This window comes from Brevibacillus parabrevis, from assembly GCF_003710905.1.
Lineage (GTDB): Bacteria > Bacillota > Bacilli > Brevibacillales > Brevibacillaceae > Brevibacillus > Brevibacillus parabrevis.
The window spans coordinates 332,651-351,955 of sequence record NZ_RHHV01000008.1 but is presented as its reverse complement, the minus strand read 5'-3'; the positions used below and the strand labels follow the sequence as shown (position 1 = coordinate 351,955).

The 19,305-nt window shown below is 53.0% G+C and carries 20 protein-coding genes; 8 read left to right on the top strand and 12 right to left on the bottom strand.

The features are described from left to right. The first annotated feature begins 358 nt into the window (after positions 1 to 358). Positions 359 to 640, top strand: coding sequence for a hypothetical protein (locus tag EDM60_RS11220; protein WP_122964059.1), 282 nt, complete (start codon positions 359 to 361; stop codon positions 638 to 640). Positions 641 to 750: 110 nt separating this feature from the next. Here EDM60_RS11220 and EDM60_RS11215 read toward each other — a convergent pair whose 3' ends face one another. The 3 genes from EDM60_RS11215 to EDM60_RS11205 are packed head-to-tail and all read right to left on the bottom strand — an operon-like array spanning position 751 to position 3,963. Next, on the bottom strand, positions 751 to 1,527 hold the full coding sequence (locus EDM60_RS11215; RefSeq protein WP_122964058.1) for a fumarylacetoacetate hydrolase family protein: 777 nt from the start codon (positions 1,525 to 1,527) through the stop codon (positions 751 to 753). Positions 1,528 to 1,563: 36 nt separating this feature from the next. Continuing rightward, a complete protein-coding gene (gene thiI, locus EDM60_RS11210) occupies positions 1,564 to 2,763 on the bottom strand; it encodes a tRNA uracil 4-sulfurtransferase ThiI (RefSeq protein WP_122964057.1) in 1,200 nt (399 codons plus the stop codon). A 30-nt stretch (positions 2,764 to 2,793) separates the two neighbouring features. Further along, positions 2,794 to 3,963, bottom strand: coding sequence for a cysteine desulfurase family protein (locus EDM60_RS11205; protein WP_122964056.1), 1,170 nt, complete (start codon positions 3,961 to 3,963; stop codon positions 2,794 to 2,796). 284 nt (positions 3,964 to 4,247) lie between these two features. Between EDM60_RS11205 and EDM60_RS28555 the strand changes: the two genes are divergently transcribed. Beyond that, a complete protein-coding gene (locus EDM60_RS28555; protein ID WP_167470278.1) occupies positions 4,248 to 4,394 on the top strand; it encodes a hypothetical protein in 147 nt (48 codons plus the stop codon). Between the two features lie 242 nt (positions 4,395 to 4,636). Further along, positions 4,637 to 5,653: a LysM peptidoglycan-binding domain-containing protein gene (locus EDM60_RS11200; RefSeq protein WP_122964055.1), complete on the top strand. Its 1,017-nt coding sequence runs from the start codon at positions 4,637 to 4,639 to the stop codon at positions 5,651 to 5,653. Between the two features lie 60 nt (positions 5,654 to 5,713). Here EDM60_RS11200 and dapF read toward each other — a convergent pair whose 3' ends face one another. Then, entirely contained in the window at positions 5,714 to 6,574 is an 861-nt protein-coding gene (gene dapF / locus EDM60_RS11195; RefSeq protein WP_122964054.1) for a diaminopimelate epimerase, read from the bottom strand. Between the two features lie 141 nt (positions 6,575 to 6,715). Between dapF and EDM60_RS11190 the strand changes: the two genes are divergently transcribed. Next, a complete protein-coding gene (locus EDM60_RS11190; RefSeq protein ID WP_122964053.1) occupies positions 6,716 to 7,249 on the top strand; it encodes a DUF84 family protein in 534 nt (177 codons plus the stop codon). 85 nt (positions 7,250 to 7,334) lie between these two features. Here the strand turns inward: EDM60_RS11190 and EDM60_RS11185 are convergent, their stop codons facing one another. Next, complete coding sequence (locus EDM60_RS11185) at positions 7,335 to 7,916, bottom strand: DUF456 domain-containing protein (RefSeq protein ID WP_122964052.1); 582 nt, start codon at positions 7,914 to 7,916, stop codon at positions 7,335 to 7,337. Positions 7,917 to 8,012: 96 nt separating this feature from the next. Here EDM60_RS11185 and EDM60_RS11180 point away from each other — a divergent pair, with 96 nt between their 5' ends. Then, complete coding sequence (locus EDM60_RS11180) at positions 8,013 to 8,603, top strand: hypothetical protein (RefSeq protein ID WP_122964051.1); 591 nt, start codon at positions 8,013 to 8,015, stop codon at positions 8,601 to 8,603. Between the two features lie 60 nt (positions 8,604 to 8,663). Here EDM60_RS11180 and EDM60_RS11175 read toward each other — a convergent pair whose 3' ends face one another. Next, positions 8,664 to 8,882: a DUF1540 domain-containing protein gene (locus tag EDM60_RS11175; RefSeq protein ID WP_063228159.1), complete on the bottom strand. Its 219-nt coding sequence runs from the start codon at positions 8,880 to 8,882 to the stop codon at positions 8,664 to 8,666. Positions 8,883 to 8,980: 98 nt separating this feature from the next. Here EDM60_RS11175 and EDM60_RS11170 point away from each other — a divergent pair, with 98 nt between their 5' ends. After that, on the top strand, positions 8,981 to 9,760 hold the full coding sequence (locus tag EDM60_RS11170; protein ID WP_122964050.1) for an SDR family NAD(P)-dependent oxidoreductase: 780 nt from the start codon (positions 8,981 to 8,983) through the stop codon (positions 9,758 to 9,760). Here EDM60_RS11170 and EDM60_RS11165 read toward each other — a convergent pair. Beyond that, positions 9,731 to 10,990: an MFS transporter gene (locus EDM60_RS11165; RefSeq protein WP_122964049.1), complete on the bottom strand. Its 1,260-nt coding sequence runs from the start codon at positions 10,988 to 10,990 to the stop codon at positions 9,731 to 9,733. The two genes, EDM60_RS11170 and EDM60_RS11165, sit on opposite strands and share 30 nt — an antisense overlap. A 139-nt stretch (positions 10,991 to 11,129) precedes the next feature. Further along, positions 11,130 to 12,356 (bottom strand): MFS transporter, encoded by a 1,227-nt coding sequence (locus tag EDM60_RS11160; protein WP_122964048.1) that lies wholly within the window; start codon positions 12,354 to 12,356, stop codon positions 11,130 to 11,132. A gap of 183 nt (positions 12,357 to 12,539) precedes the next feature. On the opposite strand from EDM60_RS11160, the gene EDM60_RS11155 reads away from it, so the two are divergent. Both EDM60_RS11155 and EDM60_RS11150 read left to right on the top strand, forming a co-directional pair. Continuing rightward, the gene (locus EDM60_RS11155) at positions 12,540 to 13,271 is read left to right on the top strand and encodes an ArsR/SmtB family transcription factor (protein WP_122964047.1); all 732 of its coding nucleotides are present in this window, start codon (positions 12,540 to 12,542) and stop codon (positions 13,269 to 13,271) included. Beyond that, the gene (locus EDM60_RS11150; protein WP_122964046.1) at positions 13,252 to 14,565 is read left to right on the top strand and encodes an MFS transporter; all 1,314 of its coding nucleotides are present in this window, start codon (positions 13,252 to 13,254) and stop codon (positions 14,563 to 14,565) included. The genes EDM60_RS11155 and EDM60_RS11150 overlap by 20 nt, the downstream gene beginning before the upstream one ends. A gap of 154 nt (positions 14,566 to 14,719) precedes the next feature. On the opposite strand, the gene EDM60_RS11145 is transcribed toward EDM60_RS11150, so the two are convergent. Genes EDM60_RS11145 through EDM60_RS11130 form a run of 4 tightly spaced genes read right to left on the bottom strand, consistent with a single transcriptional unit; the run spans position 14,720 to position 19,294 of the window. Beyond that, on the bottom strand, positions 14,720 to 16,159 hold the full coding sequence (locus EDM60_RS11145) for a serine hydrolase (RefSeq protein WP_122964045.1): 1,440 nt from the start codon (positions 16,157 to 16,159) through the stop codon (positions 14,720 to 14,722). A gap of 54 nt (positions 16,160 to 16,213) precedes the next feature. Beyond that, positions 16,214 to 17,326, bottom strand: coding sequence for an o-succinylbenzoate synthase (gene menC / locus EDM60_RS11140; RefSeq protein ID WP_122964044.1), 1,113 nt, complete (start codon positions 17,324 to 17,326; stop codon positions 16,214 to 16,216). Then, positions 17,307 to 18,314 (bottom strand): ABC transporter ATP-binding protein, encoded by a 1,008-nt coding sequence (locus EDM60_RS11135; RefSeq protein WP_122964043.1) that lies wholly within the window; start codon positions 18,312 to 18,314, stop codon positions 17,307 to 17,309. The genes menC and EDM60_RS11135 overlap by 20 nt, the downstream gene beginning before the upstream one ends. Continuing rightward, entirely contained in the window at positions 18,311 to 19,294 is a 984-nt protein-coding gene (locus tag EDM60_RS11130) for an ABC transporter ATP-binding protein (protein ID WP_122964042.1), read from the bottom strand. Before EDM60_RS11130 ends, EDM60_RS11135 begins: the two co-directional genes overlap by 4 nt. Positions 19,295 to 19,305: the final 11 nt, after the last annotated feature.

Sequence of the window (19,305 nt, the reverse complement as noted above, 5' to 3'; positions counted from 1 at the left end):
TTCAGTTTTCAAAGAACATTTGTTTCGCTCGCCGCCCAAAGGCGACTTTTCCATCTTACCACATCGCCCATCGTGATGCAAGAGGTTTTTTTCACCATTTCTCTTCACTCAGTAGCGACAAGATCTAATATAACAAATTAGCCTTTACAAAGTCAACCGTTTCTTTCACTTTTTTTAAAGCGTTTTTTCAATCGAATTGACTTCTCAATAGCAGAATTTAAATATACATAAAAACAAACGAGCCGTCAACTAAAAATCGAATAGTACATTCCTTTTTATTTCACACTATACGTGTAACGGCTGACGCCCCCGCATAGCTGTCTTCACACAGAACGCAATGACAAAAGGTGGTGCGAAAATGACTCCGAAACCAACAAGTGTAGAACACACCCACGAGCACTACAATGAATTATCCACGGTCGAATCACAGCGCAACGAAATTCTCCAGGAGGAATTTCCGGAAGGCCCGTACGGTGCTTCCACCAATGAAGCGCGCCTCGGAAAAGCAACTGGCTGGGAACCTGGACAGCATTCGACGACCACCCGCTTTACTTATGAAACAAGAGAGATGCATCAAGATTTGCCTCGTCAGGACCCATCGGCTCATCCCATCCACGACGATCCGAACGAAAAAGAATAAACGCCCTCGCTCCAGCCAAACGACATGGACGCCCCCCTATCACAAAGCAAATAAACAAGCCCCTCTTTTCCATAAAAGAAAGAGGGGCTTCACCTTTTCAGCAGGCAATCTTATTCCTCGCCAACGACATGCGTTGTCAACGTTCCAATTCCTTCAATAGTAACCGAGATTTCGTCTCCGACTTTCAATTCGCCTACTCCAGAAGGGGTTCCGGTCAAAATAACATCTCCCGGACGAAGAGTCATGACAGCCGATACCGCCTCCACCAGTTGGGGGATGGTAAAAATCAGCTGCTCTGTGCTGGCATCCTGGCGCACTTCGCCGTTCACCCGGGTTACGATCCGCAAGTTTGAATAATCAAGCTTGGCGGCAATCGCAGGTCCGAGCGGGCAAAACGTATCAAAGCCTTTGGCGCGCGTCCATTGCCCGTCGCTCCATTGCAAATCGCGGGCAGTCACATCAATGGCGCACGTAAAACCGAGAATGTACTCATCCGCATCGGCAGCCTTCACCTTTTTTGCTTCCTTTTTGATGACAATGGCCAGTTCGCCTTCATAATGCAGATTTTCGGTCAGCTTCGGATAAACAATCGGCTCGCCCGGACCCACGACAGCAGACGAAGGCTTCAGGAACATCAACGGCTCTTTTGGCAGATCAATCCCCATCTCTGCCGCGTGGTCGCGATAATTCAAGCCGATGCACACCACTTTGCTCGGATCGCACGGCGCTTTCAGGCTGATTTCGTCCAGCGGCAGCTCCAGTCCCGTCATGATCGGTTTGGCTGTTTGGATTTTATAAATATCCCCTTCGATCACCCGGACCTTCTGATCTTCTGCTACCATCCACCCATGCTTGACTTTGCCGTTTCGCTCATAGCGGATAATCATGACTCTTCTCCCCCGTCACGCATTTTTCTCTATCGGCTAAAACAAATCCGTCGTCGTTTCTTTCGGCTTGGTTGTGATTTCTTCGATGACAGTGCCTGCTACTGCCTTTTCTACAAGAGCGTCCACATCCAGCACTTCTTCAAATTTGGCAGCCAGATACGGTTTCGGTCTGGTTACCGGATTTTTCGGGGTAAACACCGTGCAGCAGTCTTCATACGGCAAAATGGACAGCTCATACGTATCGATTTTACGCGAGAGATCGGTAATGTCGACCTTGTCCATCCCGATGAGCGGACGAAGCATGGGAATGGAAATCACCTTGTTGATCGTGTCCATGCTCTCCAATGTTTGCGAAGCTACCTGTCCGAGACTTTCGCCTGTCGCCAGAGCCTTTGCTTTCGTGTTTTCCGCCACACGCTCGGAAATGCGCATCATGAAGCGGCGCATGATCGTGATCAAATAATCTTCCGGACACTTTTCGCGGATCGCAGTTTGAATCTCGGTAAAAGGAACAACGTGCAGCTTGACGGTTCCGCCCCACTTGGTCAGTTTTTGGGCCAAGTCACGCACCTTTTGCAAAGCGCGCTCGCTGGTGAACGGATAGCTGTGGAAGTGGATCGCTTCCAGCGTAACTCCGCGCTTCAGCATCATCCAGCCAGCTACAGGGCTGTCGATTCCCCCCGACAAAAGCAGCAGCACTTTTCCACTCACGCCTACTGGCAAGCCGCCTGGCCCCGGAATCGTTTCGCAGCTTAAATACGTACCTTCTGCGCGAATTTCCACATTGACGATCGTTTCAGGCTCGTGCACATCTACCTTGATCGCAGGCAGCGCCCGCAAAATGTGGGTACCGACGATTCGGTTCACTTCCATGGAAGGAATCGGGTAGCGCTTGTCCGCACGACGAGTGACCACGCGGAACGTGCGCGGTTCCGGCTGCAATTGACGGACCATTTCCAGCGCTTTTTCCTTGATCGTCTCGATATCCGGGTCCACCTGAACGGTCGGACTAAAGGAAGAGATGCCGAAAACGCGCTTCAACCGTTCCATGACCGCATACGCATCCTCGCCATGCAGCTCGACATACATGCGCCCGTAGTTGCGTCTCACCTTTACTTTGAAAAAGGAGCGCAGCACGCTTTTCACACTTCTGACCAGCGCTTCTTCAAACTGGTCGCGGTTTTTGCCTTTAAGAGCAAGCTCGCCGTAGCGAATCAAAATAACATCGTAGTTCATGATAATCTCCTTTGAATTGGTTCTCTTCTCTTATTTTCTGCGATCCGGGACCGTTTGCGGCTTGATAAACGAGCGCAAGGTTTCTACGCACGCTTCCAGCGCGGTCAGGAACTGCTCGATCTCCTCACGCGTATTTTCCCTGCCCAGGCTGATGCGCAAAGATGACAGGGCACAATCCCGTTCAATCCCGACAGCCGTCAACACCCTGCTTGGCTCATTCGCTTTAGACGAGCAGGCTGACTTGGTCGAGACGAGAAAGCCTCTCTCTTCCAAAGCGTGCAGCAACACTTCCGCTTTTACTCCCGGTACGGACAAGTTCATAATGTGCGGAGCTGCCCCTTGCTGCGGCGTGTTAACGATACAGCCTGCAATTCGCTCAATGCCTTCGCGCAGCCGTTGGTTCAGGCTTTGCAGTCTCCCGGCTTCGTCCTTGCCCAGCTCCTCCAAAACCCGAATGGCTTTGGCCATGCCAGCGATCGCCGGAAGGTTTTCCGTTCCCGAGCGCACCCCAGCTTCTTGTCCGCCGCCCATCATCAACGGGTGGATAATCAATCCTTCGCGTTTATACAGGATGCCCACTCCCCGCGGGCCATAGAACTTGTGGGCGGACACACTCAACAGATCGATGCCGGAGTCGTGCAGAGACAGCGGCACTTTGCCGATCCCCTGGACGGCATCCACATGGAACAAAACCTTCGGATACTGCTTTAGCCACTGTCCGATTTCTTCCACGGGCTGAATCGTCCCCAGTTCATTGTTCACATGCATGACAGACACGAGAATCGTGTCCGGACGGAGCGCACGCTTTACATCCTCGACAGACACGCGCCCTTCGCGATCCACAGGCAGATAGGTCACGGCAAACCCGATCCCCTCCAGCTGCTTGCACACATCGTAGACAGCCGGATGCTCGACTTGTGTGGTAACAATATGCTTCCCTCTGTTCTGATATTGAAAGGCAATGCCCTTGATTGCCGTATTATTGCTTTCTGTGCCTCCGGAGGTAAAAATGATTTCCCCTTCTTTGCAGCCCAGGTACTGTGCAGCAACCTTCCGCGCCTGCTTGAGTACGTTTTCGGCTTCCACCCCTTTTTGATGCAAAGAGGACGGATTTCCATAATAGTTTTCCATCGCCCGTTTTACTGTCTCAATGACCCCTGGATGAGGCCGGGTTGTCGCACTGTTGTCTAAGTAAATCACCAGTCCACACCTTCCTGAGGGCGAGCTGCCCTAAGTCTACCCTTCATCATAACACGACTGTCCATGTGGAACATACTACCCGAGTGTACTTCCTGATTATTTTCCCCTGCTTTTTGCAGGCAACCAGTCGTTTTTAGCCAAGCCTGAGCAAGCGTTCACATTCTTTTCACAACTAAAGCGCTTACATCCAAATTTAAGCTATTTACAATGCGATAGCCTTTCGTTAGAATTGTCAATAAATTTAGAAAAAAAGATACCTACACGGGAACAAGGAGAGAGCAGCGATGACAACACAAGCAATGCAAGAAAAAATCAACAAGATGGAAGCAGAACTGAAAAGATTGCAGGCTGAACTGGCCAAAATGAACAAAAGTACCCCTCAATACGACCAAAATGATGTCGCATATCTAAATGAGGTGTACAACGGGTGACTTTTCGCTTATTTTATTTGCGATAGCGTGGGTGCGGGCAAGACGATTTGGCCGCTTCCACGCTATTTTTATGTCTATAAGCACAATTTTCGGTTAATTTTTCATTTGGAAAAGGAGGAGTTTTCACCTCTGCTGGGAGAGGCGACCAATCGAGGGTAGATTTACCTGATGAAAGCAACGGTTCCCACTGCGTACAATCAAGATGAACCACCACACCACGCTACGGCATCGAGGAGGCTTTCATGTTCAAAACAACGCGCTGGAAACGTCTCGCCCTGCAAGCTACTCTGGTTGCTGGCTTGCTCCCTGCTACATCCGCCTTTGCCCAAACGATTCAGGTCGTCCCTGGAGACACACTCGGCAATATCGCGTACAAAAACCAGATCACGGTCGAACAGCTCAAACTGGCTAACCAGTTGCAATCGGACATGATCATGGTCGGACAAACGCTGTACATACCCCCGCGTTCCACCGTTTATACGGTCAAAGCAGGCGACGTCCTGTGGAAAATCGCCTACAACCACGGCGTAAGCATTCAAACTATTGTGAATACAAACAAACTGCAAACGACGGAAATTCTCATCGGGCAAAAGCTGCTGATCCCCAAGCAAGAGCCAGTCGCCGAGACACCTGCGCCTGCGCCCGCCCCCAAGCCTGAGCCGGACAAGCCTTGGGTAGAGAACACTCGCTATCAGGTTGCCAAAGGAGATACGCCTTGGACGATTTCGATTGCCCACGGCATCCCGTTTACCGAGTTTTTGCAAGCCAACAAGCTGAGCGAATCCGATTACTTGCAGATCGGTCAAATCGTAACTGTTCCTGTGCACCACATTCCAAAAACCGAGACAGCAGGAGCCAAGTACGGTGAGTATCTGGACTGGTTTGAAGCGGCCCAGTATTTGTTCCCGATCAACGCGACTGCAAAAGTGACCGATTTTGCTACGGGCAAAAGCTTCATGGTCAAACGCACGATCGGCGCTTCCCATTCTGACACGGAACCGTTGACTTCAGCGGACAGTGCTACCATCAAAAGCATTTGGGGCGGCAATTTTTCCTGGAGCATCCGGCCTGTCATCGTGGAAGTCGATGGCCGACGTCTAGCCGCCTCCATGTCCTCCATGCCACACAGCATCGAGTATATAACGGACAATGCATTTGACGGGCATTTTGATATTCACTTCCCTGGCAGCCTGCGCCACAAAGACAACCTGATTGACCCCGACCACCAAGCCGCGATTCGGATTGCGGCAGGAAAATAGGCAACTGACAGGCGAAAAGCCGTTCCATCGTCATGACTGGAACGGCTTTTTCCTGTTTGCTTATTTATAAGGAATAGGCCCGCTGTACACACCTTGGAACACTTCTGTGGCTGGCCCTGTCATGTAGACGCGATTGTCTTCTTCCCGCCAATCGATAAACAGGTCTCCTCCTGCCAAATGCACGGTAACCGCTCTGTCGACCTTGCCAGCGAGCGCCGCTGCGACGGCCGCTGCACAAGCTCCGGTTCCGCACGCGAGGGTCACGCCAGATCCCCGCTCCCAGACGCGGAACAAGATCTCTTCCCGATTCAATATTTGGATAAATTCAACGTTGGTGCGTTCCGGGAACCATTCGTGGAACTCGATCTTCGGTCCGTACGTGCGCACATCTTCGTCGCGCACTTCGTCCATGAAAATAATCGCGTGCGGATTGCCCATGGATACAGCCGTCATCGTAAACACAGCCCCGTCCACTTCCAGCACCTCTTCGTGCGCCTGCTCTTCCGGTATGCCTGTCATCGGAATCGCCGAGCGTTCAAAACGCGGCTCTCCCATATCAATCGTAACTTGCTCCACTTTGCCGTCAGCCCCGACAGAGACAACCGGCTTCATCATCCCGCCCCATGTTTCTACCGTAAACGTGGTTTGCGCAGTCAAGCCGTGATCGTACACGTATTTGCTCACACAGCGCAGGCCGTTGCCGCAGTTTTTTGCCTCGCTTCCGTCGTTGTTGAATACGCGCATGCGAAAATCAGCGCGCTCTGACGGAAGAATCAAAATCAGGCCGTCTCCGCCAATGCCGAAGTTGCGATCGCTTACCCGTCTTGCCAGTTCGGGAAGATCCACTCCCGCCAACGTTTCCTCGAAACAGTTGACGTACACATAGTCGTTGCCCAAGCCATGCAATTTGGTAAATTTCATCTGCCACTCCCCGTTTTCTCTGTAATTTCTGACTCTCTTTATATATGGACTTATCTTAACACAACAACTTCCGTTTGGGGGAAGTGGTATACTACCAGTAATCAAGAGCAACCGCTAACTGTCGAGGTGACATTTGATCCAATGAACAACGAAACATTACGCTATGTGCTCGGCACGAAAAACGAAGCAAAGCGGCTGGCCGTACAAAAAGCCACGGGCATCGACCCGATTTGTCTCTCCGTTCCTTCGGGAGTGCCTGCCCAGCCCATGAGCGAACAAGAAACGATTACCGGAGCCATCAATCGGGCAAAAGCGGCTCTCGCCCTTGCTCCGGAGGCGCAAATCGGGCTTGGTCTGGAAGGCGGCCTGATGTATGACGAAGCGTTTACCGGACAATGGTATTTGATCTCGGTGTGCGCAGCCTGGGACGGAAAGCAGCTGTTTTTGGGCAAAGGTCTGGCTTTTCCCATGCCCAAACAGGCGATTGAGCGCATTGTGGCAGAAAAGACGGAACTGAGCGTGATTATGGACGAGTGGGGCCAAACGAGCGGAAGCAACCATCGCGGCGGAGCTTACGCGCTTTTGACCAACGACCGCCTCAACCGCTCCGATGTTTTTTGCGAAGCCGTCATCGCTGCGATCACACCGTATCAATCCCGTTTTTACACAAACTGATCGAGGGCGACGTCAAAACAAAAAGCCTCTTCGGCTGTTGCAGCGCGAAGGAGGCTTTTTGCTTTTTGCGGTCTGCTGCTGGTTACTACCGGGCCGTGTAGTACGGGTAGATGACCAAAGCTCCCAAAATGGAGATCGCACCTACAATCATCGCCCACGCCCCCAGCGTTCTCGAATCGCGTCGATACGCCAAATAGCCAAGCACCATCCCGATTGGCGCCACGAGATACGGCATCAGGAACAGGGACAGGATCGATAGCCCCAGACCTGTCATGCCGATACCGCTGGCTCCGCTTTCCCGGCTATCTTCGTCATCGCTGATCTCACGCACAGAACGACGCGAAGGAATCGGCTCGGCGATTTCCGCCGCTGCCTCGATGTCGTCGTCTCTTCTCACGGTGACCGGCGCGCGGTCTTCCCTCGTCAGTACAACGCCATCCAATCGCTCCGAAAAGTCGTTCTCCACCCTGTCCTCTTCGCCGGAATAACGCTCTGTCAAAGAGTGAGGATCGTAGTGAATCCTTCGCCTTGAGCGTTCCTCATCTTCGTCGAAAGCGGCCTGGGTCCAGGTGTCTACTGCAAATTCCCTGTCGTGCTGATCTACCGTGTCGGAAAAGCCGGTATCTTCCTTCCGCTTCGCATTCATGCGTTCGTGTCGATCCAACATACCATGCTCAGCCCCTTTTTTGGTAAAGGATTTGTTAGTGAAGGAAGTAGCCTTATTGTCTGCCTGCGGTGTACAATTTAAACTGGAGGCGAGAGGATGAAACCAGAGAAGTTCCTAACCATTGGCATTGATATTGACGGAACGGTCACTTCACCCAGCAGTATTGTGCCGTTGATGAATGAAAGCTTTGGCAGAGATTTACGATATGAAGACTGTCTGGAGTACAATTTGGCCAACGTGTATCAGATTACAGACGAGGAGTTTGACAACTGGCTCGCCCAAAATGGTGAACGCCTGTACGACGAAGCGCCTGTTCACGGCATTGCCGATCAGGTGTTGCGCAACTGGTATCCGTTGCACAAGCTGATTTACATCAGCGCCAGGGAAGCGCACCATCACGATGTGACGCTGAACTGGTTTGCCCGTTATCAAATCCCTTACCATGAAGTGGATTTGGTCGGCTCCCACGACAAGCTTGCCGCTGCCCAAAAGTGGGGCGTGGATCTATTCCTGGAAGATCGGCTGGAAAATGCCCTGCAACTGTCGGAAGCCTTGCAAATTCCCGTGTTTTTGTTCGATACACCGTACAATCAGGCCCGCCTCCCTGAGCTTGTGCACCGCGTGACCTCCTGGGAGGAAGTCGACCACAAAATCAAGACATTGTCGCTTGGACAAGCCCGTGTCTAAGTGTATGCAGCAAAAAGACGTATCTCCTTGTCGGGATACGTCTTTTTGGACGTCCAAGCCTTACTTTGCCGATTTCTTCGGCTTGAACGTCAGACAACAGGTTTCAGACGAAGTGGTTGCTTGATCTTTATGGTCATTTTGACCATACTCACCCGCAAACTCTTCCTTCAGGTTGGCGTTCGCGTGGGCGTCGATCTCCACCATGATTTCGTCGGCGCTGCAAATATTGCCTTGCGCCCAATACTCACAGTTTGCTACGCTGCATTTTACTTGTGGCATTTGGATTCACCTCCTAGACGCTATCCTTCACCATTCGTCTAAGGGATATACTTGTGAAAAACAAACAACCACAAACGATACAGAAAAGAGGGGGAGCCATGCATACACCCCGCGTAGTCGTCATCACCGGAGCGTCTGGCGGTCTAGGTCAGGCGCTGACCCGCTTGCATCTGGAAAAAGGCGATCTGGTCATCGCAGCATCGCGTAAACCCGTAAATCATGAGTCGCTGTCCATTTCTTCCGCCAATCGGGAGCGATTGTTTTCCTATGCGCTCCACGTCGGAAACAACGAGGACGTCCGGCGCTTTGCAGCCTGGGTGCATGTGCGCTTCGGAGCGTGCGACCTTTTGTACAACAATGCGGGCGTCGCTGTGTTCGAGCCGCTCGTCGACATGACGATCGACGAACTGGAAGAGACGTTGCGAACAAATATTGCCGGCGTGATGTACACCACTCGCGCTTTTTTGCCGATGATGCTCGATCATCAGCAGGGACATATCGTCAACGTCGCCTCGCTCGCAGGTCAGGTCGCTACCGCCAAAGCGTCCGTATACGCCGCGAGCAAAGCCGCCGTGATCCGGTTCAGCGAAGGCTTGCAGCATGAGCTTGCAGGAAGCGGCGTCCATGTGACCTGTGCCCTTCCCGGCCCGATCGATACGCCTTTTTTGGAAAAAGCGGACCGGACAGGAGCGTATCGCAGCAAAGTAGCCCGTTACTTGCTCTCTGCCGATGACACGGCCCGCCTGATTTACAAGGCGGTAGAGAAAAAGCGCTCGGAAGTAGCCATGCCTTTTCGCCTGAAGATGCTATCCGTGCTTTACAGCCTGCTGCCGCAACGTTTGAAACAGCTAGTTTCCCCGCTCCTCAATCGCAAGTGACTGATTTTTGAGGTCCCGCAGCATTCCGAAGGCGAACAAGCCGCACACCACGCACATGACCGCCCCTGCCCCGAACAATCCTTGTACCCCGAGAAAAGGAATCAACACTCCCGAGACTGCCGCCCCAGCCGGCATTCCCGTTCCCGTAACCGTCCGGATGCTCGTCATCACTCTTCCCAGCAAAGCATCCGGGACCTGCCTTTGCAAATAACTTCTGTACATGATGTTGTAAGGAGAATAACTGAACCCTGCCAAAGCCATCGCGACCATCGCCACCTCCAGCCTGGAAAAGAAAGCGAGCGGCATTGTGGTCAGCCCCCACAAGACCATGATTCCCGCAAGCGTGCCCCCGAGCGGGAATTTCCACGTAATCGTCGAGAAGAACAACGACCCGAGCAGCGCTCCGATGGCAAGCGACGACCAGAGCATCCCCAGCGCAATCGAGCCACCCTCCAAGTTTTGATTGGCATAAAGCGGCAACGCCACCTCAATCGGCCCGTAAGACATATTGAACAAAAACGTGAAGAACACGAGAGCGACCATTTGCTTGTTTCCGAACAAGTAGCGGTAGCCTGTTTGCATATCGACCAACAGCGAGCGCAAAAACTTGCCCGCCTGCATGTTTTGCGGAACGCCGGGGTTTGCGCTTTTCGTCAGTTCTTTTGGCAGGCGCGAGAAACAGAGGGCGCAAACAAAAAAGCTGGCGGCATCAATCAGCAGTACGTAAGCTTCCCCAATCAATCCGATCAGCACCCCAGCCAGCGCCGGGCCGAACATGTAGATGATTTGCCACTGACTCTCCATGACGCCATTCGCTTTGACCAGATGATTTTTATCCGCCACCAGCCTCGGCAACAGCGTCTGGGCACCCGCTGTACTGAGCGGAGACAGCGTTCCGGCAATGACAATCAATATGTAAATCACGAAAAGCGGAACGTGGTCGACCTGCAGCAAAGCCACCAGAGCGATAAAAATCACCCCGCGGGCTATATTGTCCACCATAATCAACTTGCGGCGATCAAACCGATCCAGCAATACCCCCGCGACCAAACCCGCAAATACGGCTGGCAGCATGTACGCCAGGACAACTCCCCCCATCGCAGCGGGAGATCCGGTCTTGTTCATCACAAACCAGGTAAGCCCCATCCAGCCGAACTGGTCACCCAATCCCGATAAAAACATGCCGAGCCAATACCAGCGAAATCCGCGCTGTCTCCATAATTCTTTCATCCTGCATCTTCCTTTATCTCTGTTTCCATTCATTGTATACACAATTTCATACATTTTCAATATTTATGTTTATTAAATGATAAAGTAAGCAAAAACACAAAAAGCCCTCTGCCCATTCGGGAACGGGCAAAGGGGAAACTCATTCCGGATGAACCGACGATTCCTGCTCCTCCAGACGATGCAATTGTTTGCGGCTCCAGAGCCAAAAGACACCTGCTACAACACCGAACAAGCCAAGCCACACCGAAACAGCAGCGCTCCCGACCTGTTCTGCGCAAAAGCCGAGTACGAGACAGCTCGCTGAAAAGGCTCCCATCGTCGCCATTTCCCTGATCGAGAAAACACGGGCCAAAAAGGCAGGGTCCGCCAGCTTTTGCAGCTTGGTAACGGACAAAATCGAAGAACTGAACGACGCGAATGAACAAAACAGGATGGCGACAGCAAGCCCAAGCAACGGCTTGATATGAAACACCGCGACAATCGACAGTCCCATCGCGATCAGCGCCCAGCCCTGGAAACGAGATATGCCCTGTTCATTCAATCTCTCCGCCAGTCGGCCAGCGGCGATTCCGGCGATCACGCCGCCCAGCCCCAGCGGAATGTCGAGCAAACCGAATACGTACAGCCCTTCGCCCCGCTCCTGAAGCACGTAAAACATCAGCATGATGTAATAAGCGGCGCAGGCCCTCTCTGCCATCTGGTACAAAATAACCTGCCCGATTCTTCTGTTGCCGCCGATATAGCGGAAGCCTTCCTGTAGCCGAGCGAAAAAATGTGTGCCTGTCTTGTGGGCCACAGCTTCAGCGATCGGAGGAAGCCGCAGCAGAATAAACAGGGACAGCAAATAACAGGCGGCATCAAGCAAAAAGTTGTAGCGATAGGAAAAAAGATAAACGAGTACAGCGGCGATTCCCTGGCAAACAATAATCAAAAACGAAGTCGTCCCTTGCAAAAGCGAATTGGCTGCCAGCCGGTCCCGCTCTTCAACAGAGCTGACGATGGCTACCTGCATCGCAGGCTGAAAAAAGGCGCTGCAAATATTGACGAGAATCAACAGCAAAAAAGCGATCCACAAATAAGTCACAGACGTGATCAAGAAAAACAGACTGACAAGAATCCCCCTAAGCAGGTTGACGATCAGCATGACTCTGCGTTTGTCCCAGTTCTCCACCAGCGCTCCGGAAAACAGGCTTGTCAGTACATACGGCACCATCCGAAATACCGTGCCTGCGGCAAAGGACAAACCGGAACCGCTCAAATCGTGCAAAAGCCCTACAACCGCAATAAACGTAAACTCATTCCCTATAATATGAACAATATGGGCCGCATACAGACGGCGAAAAATCGGGTGCTGTAGCAAGGTCATCATCGCGCATCCTTTCCAAAAAGCTTACCCAGTCAACTTTCTCCCCATTGTAGCACTTGCCTGAAAATAGCGGCAAATTGTTCTTGTCAATGAGTCAGGCTTTAAGTTATTATACGTTCAAAATAAATTGAACGTTTTTATATTTCATTACGTTCATGATTATTAAAATGAGGCAGGTGCGCCATGAAACGTTTTTTAGTCATCGAAACTTTGGATCAACTGAAAGTCGTCAGCGATGCTTTGCGGATGGAAATCATCACCTTGCTTGTAAAGGAAGCGTATACGGGCAAGCAGCTCGCTACCTTGCTCTCCCTCTCTGCTTCCAAGGTGCACTATCATCTCAAGGAATTGGAAAGCCAGGGCTTTGTCCAGGTCGTCCGTACCGAAGAGAAAAACGGGATTGTGCAAAAATTTTACCGGGCGGTCGCCTACGATTTCAAAGTCAGTGAAGAACTGCTCCCTTCCCTCAGCGAAAACAGCATGCTGCTCCAGGAAGCGATGGTCAACCATTTGCGCTCAAGCCTCACCCGCCTGTACAACGCTCCCGACGAATCGTTCATGCAATTCGCGGACAAAAGCAAACGCGCCCCTGCCATCGCTTTCAACGCAGAAATAAAAGCTCCGCGTCACGAAATCCAGCAGTGGCTTGACAAATACCATGCCCTGATTGACGAGCTGGGCGATATGGAAGCACGCCACTTGCAGCGAATCGCCGCCGGAGAAGCGGAGGACACAGCGGAAAACTTTTATATCGTAACAGTCGGCTTTATGACAGACGAACGCATTTACGTATCGGAAGACGAATCTTTGCCGGATAACTACGAGCACTTGCCGAGCGACTACAAGCATATATCGAGCAAATTCGTGGTCAAAAAGAAGCAGGAGGCGCAACAGGATGACGACGATTCCAACTAATGCCTTGTGGAAAAATCGCTCGTTTCTTTTGCTCTGGTGTGCGACGATCTTGTCAGCCATGGCCGATGGCGCATTCTTTTTGCTGTTGTCCTGGTTTATCGTCGATCAGACGGGATCGGAAACGATGCTCGGAACCGCGCTTATTTGCATGTCGATTCCCCGCCTGCTGTTCATGCTTGCGGGGGGAGTGGCCGCAGATCGCTGGAATCGGAAGTGGATCATGTTCGCTTCGCTTTTGGCTCGCTGCATCATCCTGCTCGGTTTTGGGCTGGTTCTCCAAGGCGAGACGCTGGAATGGCTGTTCCTGCTCATCTACGGGATCGCCGCCCTTTTCGGCACTGTCGACGCTTTCTTCTGGCCGGCTCGCAGCTCGATCCTGCCCTCCCTTGTCTCTCGGGAACAACTCGCTCCTGCCAACAGCATGATGGAAATTTCCCAGCAAATCAGCATGGTCGGCGGTCCTGTCGTCTCCGCGCTGTTGATCCGCACCCACAACTATTCGCTCATGTTCGTCATATTGGCGCTCGCCTTTTTCACAGGGGCACTGGTTTTGCTCGCTTTGCGCCTGCATGCTTCCTCACGCGACGAGACTCGCGCAACCGCTTCGCCGTCTTCTGGAGCAGGATCGTATTTTCAGGATATATGGGGCGGGATTCGCTTTACATACGGGATTCCGATCCTGACTATGCTACTCGTCACCTCGCTCGTGATCAACATGATGTTTTCCGGGCCGATCAACATGGGGATACCGCTGCACGTCAAAGACCTCGGCTGGGATGGAAGCGCGTACAGCACACTTAGCACCTCGCTTGGCGTCGGCACGATCGTCGGAGGGATTTTGACCGGACTGTGCAAAGGCTTTCGCGGAAAATTTATTCTGCTCCCCTTTTTCCTCGGCGGCATGGGGGTCGCGATGAGCTCGCTCTTTTTCATGCAGCAGCTTTTGTTCGGATTGCTCCCGATGTTCTGCATCGGCATGATGCTCAGCATGACGAACATCCCGATCATCACTTACATCCAGACCATCGTCCCTTCTGCCATGCTCGGCCGCGTCATGTCGCTGCTCTCCCTGATGTCGCTTGGCTTCGGTCCGGTCAGCTACGCTCTCTGCTCGTTCCTTTTGGCCTCGAAAACGGCCACTTCCGGCGTTCTTCTGCTCGCTGGCGGAATCATTTTCAGCCTGTCATCGCTTTGCCTGCTTTTGTTCCGCACCTTCCGCAACATGGAGCAGCACCCTGACTGGCAGCGCTCCGCTGCGGGAGAAGCGATTCATTCCCATGCCTCGTCTATATAGGGGGAACGTTCGCGCTTAGCGACATAGCGGCATAGCAACATAGCGGCATGGCAGCATAGACCGTAAGATCATAGCAGTACAGTGCCAGCACCGGAAAAAATCACGCGCCCCTGGCAAGCAACTTCCATGCTTGTCAAGGACGCGTGTTTGGTCTTTACACGGTCTGCTCTTTTCCTACCGACACTTTGGGCAACTGCCGGAAGCCGAAGCCCATCCGGCTGATCTCGCCCGCTTCATCCCGAAAAAATCGGATGTACGAATCTGTCTCGCCCCGTTTGAACACGAAGCCGTCCTCTCCTACCGCCCGCAGCGGAAGCTTGCCACCCATCGCTTTGAGCACCAAACCGTTTTCTTCGATCTCGACGGTTACGTTGGCCCCTTCCGAGGAACGATACTCCCCGACATACGTAGCCAGTCGCTCGACAGGCAGTTCGTAGTCTGCGTAAGGGAACGGAGGAGTTGCAGCAGGTTGGCCGCGATACTCGTTCAACAAGCCATGCATCAGGTCAGTGGCAGGCCCGCCGTCCACGTTCATGAGAATCGCCCCTGTCGTGTCGCTTTCCGGAATCGTAAAAATTTGCGCGCTGACCCCTTTGATCGCCCCGCCATGCTCGATGAGTGTACCGCCGTGGCCATCTTTGCCGATCATCAGCCCGTACCCGTAGCCTTGAAAAGGAGTGAGCGGAGCGTAAGGAGTTGTCATGTCCTTGACACTGTCCGCCGAAAGCAATCGCTTGTCGCCTACCAGACCACCCGTGCGGAACAACTCCGTGTAGCGCAACAAATCGCGAATGGTCGATTTCAAAAAGCCTCCCGAACGCATGGCCGGAGCGTCCCACCAAGCTGGCGAGCGAAACACCGCGCCGCCTTCCTCAGGACTTTTGCGAGTGAAAAGAGTTGCCACCTGCGCATCTGCTGGCAGCTCCTCGATGAGAAAAGCGCTGTTCGTCATGCCGGCAGGCTCCAGAATGTACTCGCGGACAAATTGTTCGTACGCGATTCCGCTCACCCGCCCGACAATAATTCCGAGCAAGGCGTAGCTGTCGTTGGAGTAGCTGAAATGTTCGCCAGGAGCGCCGAGCAGCTCATATTCGAGCTTTGCCATGTAGGCAAGCAACTCGTCGTAAGTCTCGATCGCTTCCGCTTTGTCCAGGTCCCATTGCAACCCGGAGCTGAACGTGCGGTTGGCCGTGTCTTCGAGCATGCTGTTTTTCATCGCTCCCACGAGTGAATCCAATGGAGGAAAGCCTGCGGTGTGGGTCATCAGATGATGAATCGTCATCGCGCGAGTATAGTCTTCGTTTGGTGTGGACAGCTCAGGGATGTATTTGCGAACCGGATCGTGGACATGCAGCTTGCCTTGCTCCTGAAGCTGCATGATGGCAACGCAAGTAAATGATTTCGTGACAGAGCCGATGCCAAATACCGTGTCCGGCGTCAACTCCAGCGCGTCTTCTGTATCGTCCGCAAGCCCGAAGCCGCGGAAGTAGTCCATCTGTCCTTGCTTGGCCAAACCAACTGCCGCACCTGTAATTTTTGCCTGGGAAAGCAACTTTTGCGCATACTCCTCAAACGATTCCACCCACACCGCCATCTTTACTTCTCCCCTTTTTTCCCTTTATTTAGAAAAATCGTGAAGCAAGCCTAGCTACGGCCGGAAATTTTGCGAACGCAGGACGTAGTTCCCGACCGCTCGCTTGTTCAGTGCATAGCCGATGCCAGGTCCTTCCGGTACCGCCAATTGCCCTGGAGCAATCAGTTCTACCCCGTTCTCCACGATGTCTTCTTCCCAGTAACGGCTCGATGCCGCTGTATCGCCCGGAATTGTGAAGTTCGGCAGAGTCGTAATGGCGATATTGTGAGCGCGGCCCACTCCGGACTCGATCATTCCCCCGCACCAGACCGGAATGCCGTGTACCTGGCACAAATCGTGAATCCGCTTCGACTCGGTCAAACCGCCCACGCGACCGACTTTAATATTGATAATGCCGCAGCTGCCCAACTCGATTGCTTTTCGCGCATCTTCCACACTATGAATGCTCTCGTCCAGACAAATCGGCGTGGACAGCTCCCGCTGCAGCTTGGCATGGTCGATGATGTCATCGTGAGCCAACGGCTGTTCAATCATCATCAATCCGTAGTGATCCAGCTCTTTCATGATATCGACGTGCTCCATCGTGTAAGCGGAATTGGCGTCGGCCATCAGCGGCACATCGTCACCGAACTGCTTGCGGATCGCGCGAATCAGCTCCACATCGAAGCCCGGCTTGATCTTTACCTTGATTTTTTTGTAGCCTTCCGCCAAGTGCCGTTCCACTTTCGCCAACACTTGATCGACCGTCGGCTCAATTCCGATGCTGATGCCGACGTCGATCACCGCTTTGTCGCCGCCGAGCGCCCTGGCCAAAGAAATCCCTTTTTGCTTGCTGTACAAATCCCAAATCGCGCCTTCCAACGCTGATTTAGCCATGTAGTTGCGGCGAACGGGAGCGAACAGCCGATCTACGTCTTCCGGCGTCTCGATCGGGTTGGCAAACAGCTTGGGGATGAGAAAACGCTCCATCATGTGCCAGGCAGTCTCGGTCGTTTCTTCATTATAGTAAGGATCAGGCATCGCCACGCTTTCCGCGTAGCCAACCTCGCCCTCACCGTAGACGCTGACCAGAATCAACTCTTTGACAAGCGTATAGCCAAAGCTCGTTTCAAAACGGAAGCGAAGTGGAATATGAAGTTGCTGCAACTCAATGCGCTCGATTTTCAATGATCTTCATCCCTTCTGTTTCATATAGGTGGCATGCGACAAAATGACGGGGCTGTACCTGGCTGGGAACGGGACGAATCGTACGGCAAACTTCTGTGCTGTGCGGACAGCGGGTGTGAAAAGAGCATCCTGCCGGAACCCGCGAAGGACTGGGCACATCGCCCGTCAGTACAATCCTTTCTTTGCGGCGAAACGGATTGGCTTTCGGCACAGCCGACATCAATGCCTGTGTATACGGATGAAGCGGGCCCGCAAACAAATCTTTTTTGTCGGCGATCTCCACAATTCGCCCGAGATACATGACGGCGATTCTGTCACTGATATGCCGAACGACTCCCAGGTCGTGGGAAATAAACAAGTAGCCAAGTCCAAGCCGTTCCTGCAAATCTTGCAGCAGATTGACAATTTGCGCCTGAATGGAGACATCCAAGGCCGACACAGGCTCATCGGCAACGACCAGCGAAGGCTGCACCGCCAAAGCCCGGGCAATCCCGATCCGTTGCCGTTGCCCGCCGCTGAACTCGTGCGGATAACGGGCAGCGAACTGCGGATTCAGCCCGACCAGTTGCAGCAGTTCCTTCACCTGCTCCCTGCGCTCGGCAGACGACATTTTCGGCTCCTTTACCCCCAGCGCTTCCTCCAAAGCCCCCTGCACGGTCATGCGCGGATTCAAGGAAGCGTACGGGTCCTGAAACACGATTTGCATTTTTTTGCGAAACGCGCGAAACCGACTCTCTGGCATGGCGGTTATGTCTTGATCCTCAAAATGAATCGTCCCGCCTGTCGGCTCAATCAAGCGCATGATGCTTCTGCCTGTCGTCGATTTGCCGCAGCCGCTTTCCCCGACCAGCCCCAGCGTCTCCCCTTTTTTCAACTGGAAGGAAACTCCATCGACTGCCTTGACCACTTCGCCGCTCTGACCGAACAGTCCTTTCTTGATCGGAAAATACGTCTTCAAATCGTTTACGGACAACAAAACTTCGCTCATACCGCCATCTCCTCTTTCGCGTACAGCCAGCAGCGGACGGCTTGCGTTCCTTTGCCTGACAGCGGCGGTTTTGCCAGATGACAGCGTTCTTCTGCCAAAGGACAGCGAAAGCGGAACGCACACCCTTGCGTCACTTCTCCGAGCAAAGGGACGCTGCCTTCGATCGGGTCGAGGCGTCTTTTCTCTGCTTCATCCAAGTCCGGGATACAGCGCAAAAGTCCGGCGGTATACGGATGAAGCGGCTGCGAGAACAGACTGGCGACATCTGCTTCCTCCACAATCTCTCCGTAGTACATGACCAGGACGCGGTTCGCCATCTCCGCGACGACGCCGAGATCGTGTGTAATCAGGAGCAGTGACGTGTCGGCCTTTTCCTTCAAGTCGTTCATCAGCTCCAAAATTTGCGCCTGGATCGTCACGTCCAGCGCTGTCGTCGGTTCATCCGCGATCAGCAAATGCGGGTTGCAGGCCATCGCCATGGCAATCATCACCCGCTGCTTCATGCCCCCCGACAACTGGTGCGGATATTCCCGCATAATTTCCTCGGCACGCGGAACTCCGACCTTTTTCAGCATCTCGATTGCCTTGTTCTGCCGTTCTTTTTTCGGCAAATCGGTGTGCAACCGATACACTTCCTCCAATTGCCTGCCGATCGCGTGCACCGGATTGAGGGAAGTCATCGGCTCCTGAAAAATCATGGCGATCTCTTTGCCCCTGATCTCTCGCATCTCCTTTGGCCCAAGCTGGCCAAGCTCCTTGTTCCGAAAGCGGATGTTCCCTTTCATTTGCGCAGACGAGCTGGCCAACAGCCCCATGATCGCAAGCGAGGTGACGCTTTTTCCGCAGCCGGATTCTCCTACCAAGGCTACTGTCTCGCCCTTTTTGATCTGAAAAGAAATGCCTTGCAAGGCGGGCAGCACACCGTTTTCCGTCCGAAACTGCACCCGCAAGTCATCGACTTCCAAGAGAGAGTCTTTCATCTGTCCATCCT

Excerpts from the sequence above, each read along its gene's own strand:
- EDM60_RS11220 (WP_122964059.1), top strand. The coding sequence starts at position 359 with ATGACTCCGAAACCAACAAGTGTAGAACACACCCACGAGCACTACAAT.
- EDM60_RS11215 (WP_122964058.1), bottom strand. The coding sequence starts at position 1,527 with ATGATTATCCGCTATGAGCGAAACGGCAAAGTCAAGCATGGGTGGATG.
- thiI (WP_122964057.1), bottom strand. The coding sequence starts at position 2,763 with ATGAACTACGATGTTATTTTGATTCGCTACGGCGAGCTTGCTCTTAAA.
- EDM60_RS28555 (WP_167470278.1), top strand. The coding sequence starts at position 4,248 with ATGACAACACAAGCAATGCAAGAAAAAATCAACAAGATGGAAGCAGAA.
- EDM60_RS11200 (WP_122964055.1), top strand. The coding sequence starts at position 4,637 with ATGTTCAAAACAACGCGCTGGAAACGTCTCGCCCTGCAAGCTACTCTG.
- dapF (WP_122964054.1), bottom strand. The coding sequence starts at position 6,574 with ATGAAATTTACCAAATTGCATGGCTTGGGCAACGACTATGTGTACGTC.
- EDM60_RS11190 (WP_122964053.1), top strand. The coding sequence starts at position 6,716 with ATGAACAACGAAACATTACGCTATGTGCTCGGCACGAAAAACGAAGCA.
- EDM60_RS11185 (WP_122964052.1), bottom strand. The coding sequence starts at position 7,916 with ATGTTGGATCGACACGAACGCATGAATGCGAAGCGGAAGGAAGATACC.
- EDM60_RS11180 (WP_122964051.1), top strand. The coding sequence starts at position 8,013 with ATGAAACCAGAGAAGTTCCTAACCATTGGCATTGATATTGACGGAACG.
- EDM60_RS11175 (WP_063228159.1), bottom strand. The coding sequence starts at position 8,882 with ATGCCACAAGTAAAATGCAGCGTAGCAAACTGTGAGTATTGGGCGCAA.
- EDM60_RS11170 (WP_122964050.1), top strand. The coding sequence starts at position 8,981 with ATGCATACACCCCGCGTAGTCGTCATCACCGGAGCGTCTGGCGGTCTA.
- EDM60_RS11165 (WP_122964049.1), bottom strand. The coding sequence starts at position 10,990 with ATGAAAGAATTATGGAGACAGCGCGGATTTCGCTGGTATTGGCTCGGC.
- EDM60_RS11160 (WP_122964048.1), bottom strand. The coding sequence starts at position 12,356 with ATGACCTTGCTACAGCACCCGATTTTTCGCCGTCTGTATGCGGCCCAT.
- EDM60_RS11155 (WP_122964047.1), top strand. The coding sequence starts at position 12,540 with ATGAAACGTTTTTTAGTCATCGAAACTTTGGATCAACTGAAAGTCGTC.
- EDM60_RS11150 (WP_122964046.1), top strand. The coding sequence starts at position 13,252 with ATGACGACGATTCCAACTAATGCCTTGTGGAAAAATCGCTCGTTTCTT.
- EDM60_RS11145 (WP_122964045.1), bottom strand. The coding sequence starts at position 16,159 with ATGGCGGTGTGGGTGGAATCGTTTGAGGAGTATGCGCAAAAGTTGCTT.
- EDM60_RS11135 (WP_122964043.1), bottom strand. The coding sequence starts at position 18,314 with ATGAGCGAAGTTTTGTTGTCCGTAAACGATTTGAAGACGTATTTTCCG.
- EDM60_RS11130 (WP_122964042.1), bottom strand. The coding sequence starts at position 19,294 with ATGAAAGACTCTCTCTTGGAAGTCGATGACTTGCGGGTGCAGTTTCGG.